Genomic DNA, 5,460 nt, shown 5'->3' with positions numbered 1-5,460 from the left:
GGATGTTCCGGCGGTGTCCTACTCTCCCACACCCTGTCGAGTGCAGTACCATCGGCGCTGGCAGGCTTAGCTTCCGGGTTCGGAATGGGACCGGGCGTTTCCCTGCCGCTATGGCCGCCGTAACTCTATGAAACTATCCACATACCCACGTCCTCTCAGAACAGGAGAAGTTCTCAGGGGCCAAGCCCCTGAAACCCCCGTGTTCTCCGAACGCAGGCATCTGTGTGTTGTTTCAGATACTGCACAGTGGACGCGTAGCTTCTTTGTTGGTAAGTCCTCGGCCGATTAGTACCAGTCACCTACACCCGTTACCGGGCTTCCAGTTCTGGCCTATCAACCCCATGGTCTGTGGGGGGCCTTAACCACTCGAAGGTGGTGAGAAACCTCATCTTGGAACAGGCTTCCCGCTTAGATGCTTTCAGCGGTTATCCCTTCCGAACGTAGCTAACCAGCGGTGCTCCTGGCGGAACAACTGGCACACCAGAGGTTCGTCCGTCCCGGTCCTCTCGTACTAGGGACAGCCTTCCTCAAGTTTCTGACGCGCGCGGCGGATAGAGACCGAACTGTCTCACGACGTTCTAAACCCAGCTCGCGTGCCGCTTTAATGGGCGAACAGCCCAACCCTTGGGACCTACTCCAGCCCCAGGATGCGACGAGCCGACATCGAGGTGCCAAACCATCCCGTCGATATGGACTCTTGGGGAAGATCAGCCTGTTATCCCCGGGGTACCTTTTATCCGTTGAGCGACACCGCTTCCACTTGCCGGTGCCGGATCACTAGTCCCGACTTTCGTCCCTGCTCGAGCTGTCGCTCTCACAGTCAAGCTCCCTTGTGCACTTGCACTCGACACCTGATTGCCAACCAGGCTGAGGGAACCTTTGGGCGCCTCCGTTACATTTTAGGAGGCAACCGCCCCAGTTAAACTACCCACCAGGCACTGTCCCTGAACCAGATCATGGTCCGAGGTTAGAAGTCCAATACGATCAGAGTGGTATTTCAACGATGACTCCCTCGACACTGGCGTGCCGATTTCACAGTCTCCCACCTATCCTACACAAACCGTACCGAACACCAATACCAAGCTATAGTGAAGGTCCCGGGGTCTTTTCGTCCTGCCGCGCGTAACGAGCATCTTTACTCGTAATGCAATTTCGCCGAGTCTGTGGTTGAGACAGCAGAGAAGTCGTTACGCCATTCGTGCAGGTCGGAACTTACCCGACAAGGAATTTCGCTACCTTAGGATGGTTATAGTTACCACCGCCGTTTACCGGGGCTTAAATTCTCAGCTTCGCAACCGAAGTCGCTAACCGGTCCTCTTAACCTTCCGGCACCGGGCAGGCGTCAGTCCGTATACATCGTCTTACGACTTCGCACGGACCTGTGTTTTTAGTAAACAGTCGCTTCTCTCTGGTCTCTGCGACCCAACCCAGCTCAAGCAGCTAGTGCCATCACCAGACCGGGTCCCCCTTCTCCCGAAGTTACGGGGGCATTTTGCCGAGTTCCTTAACCACAGTTCTCTCGATCGCCTTAGTATTCTCTACCTGACCACCTGTGTCGGTTTGGGGTACGGGCCGTGTACCAACTCACTAGAGGCTTTTCTCGGCAGCATAGGATCACTGAATTCGCCTCAATCGGCTACGCATCACCTCTCAGGCTACATGCTGTGCGGATTTGCCTACACAACGCCCTACAGGCTTACACCAGTACAACCACTGACTGGCCCAGCTACCTTCCTGCGTCACCCCATCGCTTACCTACTACACCCAGGATCCCATGCAGCCGCTTCAGGTCTCCCGAAGGAGATCCGTCCACATTTGGATGGTTAGCACAGATGATTCGATATTTGGCGCGGATACACGGGTACGGGAATATCAACCCGTTGTCCATCGACTACGCCTGTCGGCCTCGCCTTAGGTCCCGACTCACCCTGGGCGGATTAACCTGGCCCAGGAACCCTTGGTCATTCGGCGGACGAGTTTCTCACTCGTCTTTCGCTACTCATGCCTGCATTCTCACTCGCGTCACCTCCACAGCTGGATCACTCCGCTGCTTCCATGGTGACACGACGCTCCCCTACCCATCCACACCACTGGATGCGCCCCCGTAAGGACACACCGGTGTTAAGTATGAATGCCGCGGCTTCGGCGGTGTACTTGAGCCCCGCTACATTGTCGGCGCAGGATCACTTGACCAGTGAGCTATTACGCACTCTTTCAAGGGTGGCTGCTTCTAAGCCAACCTCCTGGTTGTCTTCGCGACCCCACATCCTTTTCCACTTAGTACACGCTTAGGGGCCTTAGCCGGCGATCTGGGCTGTTTCCCTCTCGACTACGAAGCTTATCCCCCGCAGTCTCACTGCCACGCTCTCACACACCGGCATTCGGAGTTTGGCTGATTTCGGTAAGCTTGTAGGCCCCCTAGACCATCCAGTAGCTCTACCTCCGGCGTGAAACACGTGACGCTGCACCTAAATGCATTTCGGGGAGAACCAGCTATCACGGAGTTTGATTGGCCTTTCACCCCTACCCACAGCTCATCCCCTCAGTTTTCAACCTAAGTGGGTTCGGGCCTCCACGACGTCTTACCGTCGCTTCACCCTGGCCATGGGTAGATCACTCCGCTTCGGGTCTAGAACATGCGACTCAAACGCCCTATTCGGACTCGCTTTCGCTACGGCTACCCCACACGGGTTAACCTCGCCACATGCCACTAACTCGCAGGCTCATTCTTCAAAAGGCACGCCATCACCCACAGTGACAAGTCACTCGCAGGCCCTGACGGATTGTAAGCGCACGGTTTCAGGTACTATTTCACTCCCCTCCCGGGGTACTTTTCACCTTTCCCTCACGGTACTAGTCCGCTATCGGTCACCAGGGAGTATTCAGGCTTACCGGGTGGTCCCGGCAGATTCACAGCAGATTTCACGGGCCCGCTGCTACTCGGGTACTCACTACAAGAGCCGTTGAGTTTTCGTCTACGGGATTCTCACCCTCTACGACAGGCCGTTCCAGACCACTTCGACTAACACAACGGTTTCTGACTCTCGCTTGCCACGGCAGTAACAAGAAAATGAGCCCCACAACCCCAAGAACGCAACCCCTGCCGGGTATCACACGCTCTAGGTTTAGCCTCTTCCGCTTTCGCTCGCCACTACTCACGGAATCACTATTGTTTTCTCTTCCTGTGGGTACTGAGATGTTTCACTTCCCCACGTTCCCTCCACACACCCTATATATTCAGATGCGGGTAACACGACATCACTCGTGCTGGGTTTCCCCATTCGGAAATCCTCGGATCTCAGCTCGGTTGACAGCTCCCCGAGGCTTATCGCAGCCTCCTACGTCCTTCATCGGCTCCTGGTGCCAAGGCATCCACCGTACGCTCTTAAACACTTACTAACAAAGATGCTCGCGTCCACTGTGCAGTTCTCAAACAACACACAAGGCCCTCTCACTACTGCGGCACCAGCCAGGAACACATCCTGCGGTATGACCGCCGAGAAAGCCTCGTCGTTATCTTGCCTGGAAAAAACCCGCTTCCGCGTGTTCTTTCAGGACCCAATAGTGTGTCGGTATATCACCGCGGACCGGAGACAGTGCTCCGATCACGATGCGATGAGGTTGTCAGCGTTCCACCCATGAGCGTCCGCCGGATGACGTATGCATCCGAAACGGTCTCTGCCGGAACAACATTCCCACCTGTGTGGGCATGTCCGGAGAAGTGCTCCTTAGAAAGGAGGTGATCCAGCCGCACCTTCCGGTACGGCTACCTTGTTACGACTTCGTCCCAATCGCCAATCCCACCTTCGACGGCTCCCTCCCACAAGGGGTTAGGCCACCGGCTTCGGGTGTTACCGACTTTCATGACGTGACGGGCGGTGTGTACAAGGCCCGGGAACGTATTCACCGCAGCGTTGCTGATCTGCGATTACTAGCGACTCCAACTTCACGGGGTCGAGTTGCAGACCCCGATCCGAACTGAGACCGGCTTTAAGGGATTCGCTCCACCTCACGGTATCGCAGCCCTCTGTACCGGCCATTGTAGCATGTGTGAAGCCCTGGACATAAGGGGCATGATGACTTGACGTCGTCCCCACCTTCCTCCGAGTTGACCCCGGCAGTCTCCTGCGAGTCCCCAACTTTACTTGCTGGCAACACAGGACAAGGGTTGCGCTCGTTGCGGGACTTAACCCAACATCTCACGACACGAGCTGACGACAGCCATGCACCACCTGTACACCGACCACAAGGGGGCCTACATCTCTGCAGGTTTCCGGTGTATGTCAAACCCAGGTAAGGTTCTTCGCGTTGCATCGAATTAATCCACATGCTCCGCCGCTTGTGCGGGCCCCCGTCAATTCCTTTGAGTTTTAGCCTTGCGGCCGTACTCCCCAGGCGGGGTACTTAATGCGTTAGCTACGGCACGGATCCCGTGGAAGGAAACCCACACCTAGTACCCACCGTTTACGGCGTGGACTACCAGGGTATCTAATCCTGTTCGCTACCCACGCTTTCGCTTCTCAGCGTCAGTTACTTCCCAGAGACCCGCCTTCGCCACCGGTGTTCCTCCTGATATCTGCGCATTTCACCGCTACACCAGGAATTCCAGTCTCCCCTGAAGTACTCAAGTCTGCCCGTATCGCCCGCAAGCTTGGGGTTGAGCCCCAAGTTTTCACGGACGACGCGACAAACCGCCTACAAGCTCTTTACGCCCAGTAATTCCGGACAACGCTCGCACCCTACGTATTACCGCGGCTGCTGGCACGTAGTTGGCCGGTGCTTCTTCTACAGGTACCGTCACTTGCGCTTCGTCCCTGTCGAAAGAGGTTTACAACCCGAAGGCCGTCATCCCTCACGCGGCGTCGCTGCATCAGGCTTTCGCCCATTGTGCAATATTCCCCACTGCTGCCTCCCGTAGGAGTCTGGGCCGTGTCTCAGTCCCAGTGTGGCCGGTCACCCTCTCAGGTCGGCTACCCGTCGTCGCCTTGGTGGGCCGTTACCCCGCCAACAAGCTGATAGGCCGCGGGCCCATCTCGCACCGATAAATCTTTCCACCAAACAGCATGCACTGAAAGGTCATATCCGGTATTAGACCCAGTTTCCCAGGCTTATCCCGAAGTGCGAGGCAGATCACCCACGTGTTACTCACCCGTTCGCCGCTCGTGTACCCCGAAGGGCCTTACCGCTCGACTTGCATGTGTTAAGCACGCCGCCAGCGTTCGTCCTGAGCCAGGATCAAACTCTCCGTTGAAGACTCTCGAAACACCCTCCGAAAAGAGCGAATCAGAAATATCTAACTAGAGTCCGAAAACCTAGCAAAACAAAACGCCAGCAAAAGTATTTGCTGACTAAATGTCCAACCTCACCCAGACGGGGGTCCAGAGAGGCCGGAACCAATAAATAATTGGCACTGACATTCATCGACACACTATTGAGTTCTCAAAGAACACACGCACACAC

At 56.0% G+C, this 5,460-nt stretch carries 3 rRNA genes; all 3 read right to left on the bottom strand.

Annotated features, from left to right (window positions below):
- Positions 1 to 5: 5 nt before the first annotated feature.
- A 5S ribosomal RNA gene (gene rrf / locus NVU01S_RS41990) occupies positions 6 to 122 on the bottom strand.
- Positions 123 to 265: 143 nt separating this feature from the next.
- Positions 266 to 3,399: ribosomal RNA gene (locus NVU01S_RS41985) — 23S ribosomal RNA — on the bottom strand.
- 333 nt (positions 3,400 to 3,732) lie between these two features.
- A 16S ribosomal RNA gene (locus NVU01S_RS41980) occupies positions 3,733 to 5,251 on the bottom strand.
- Together the 16S, 23S and 5S rRNA genes form the textbook arrangement of a ribosomal RNA operon.
- Between the last annotated feature and the right edge of the window lie 209 nt (positions 5,252 to 5,460).

The sequence above is a fragment of the Nocardia vulneris genome (genome assembly GCF_001613425.1).
In the GTDB taxonomy this organism is placed as follows: Bacteria; Actinomycetota; Actinomycetes; order Mycobacteriales; family Mycobacteriaceae; genus Nocardia; species Nocardia vulneris.
Note: the sequence above shows the minus strand (reverse complement) of the source record. Positions and strands in the feature narration are given on the sequence as shown.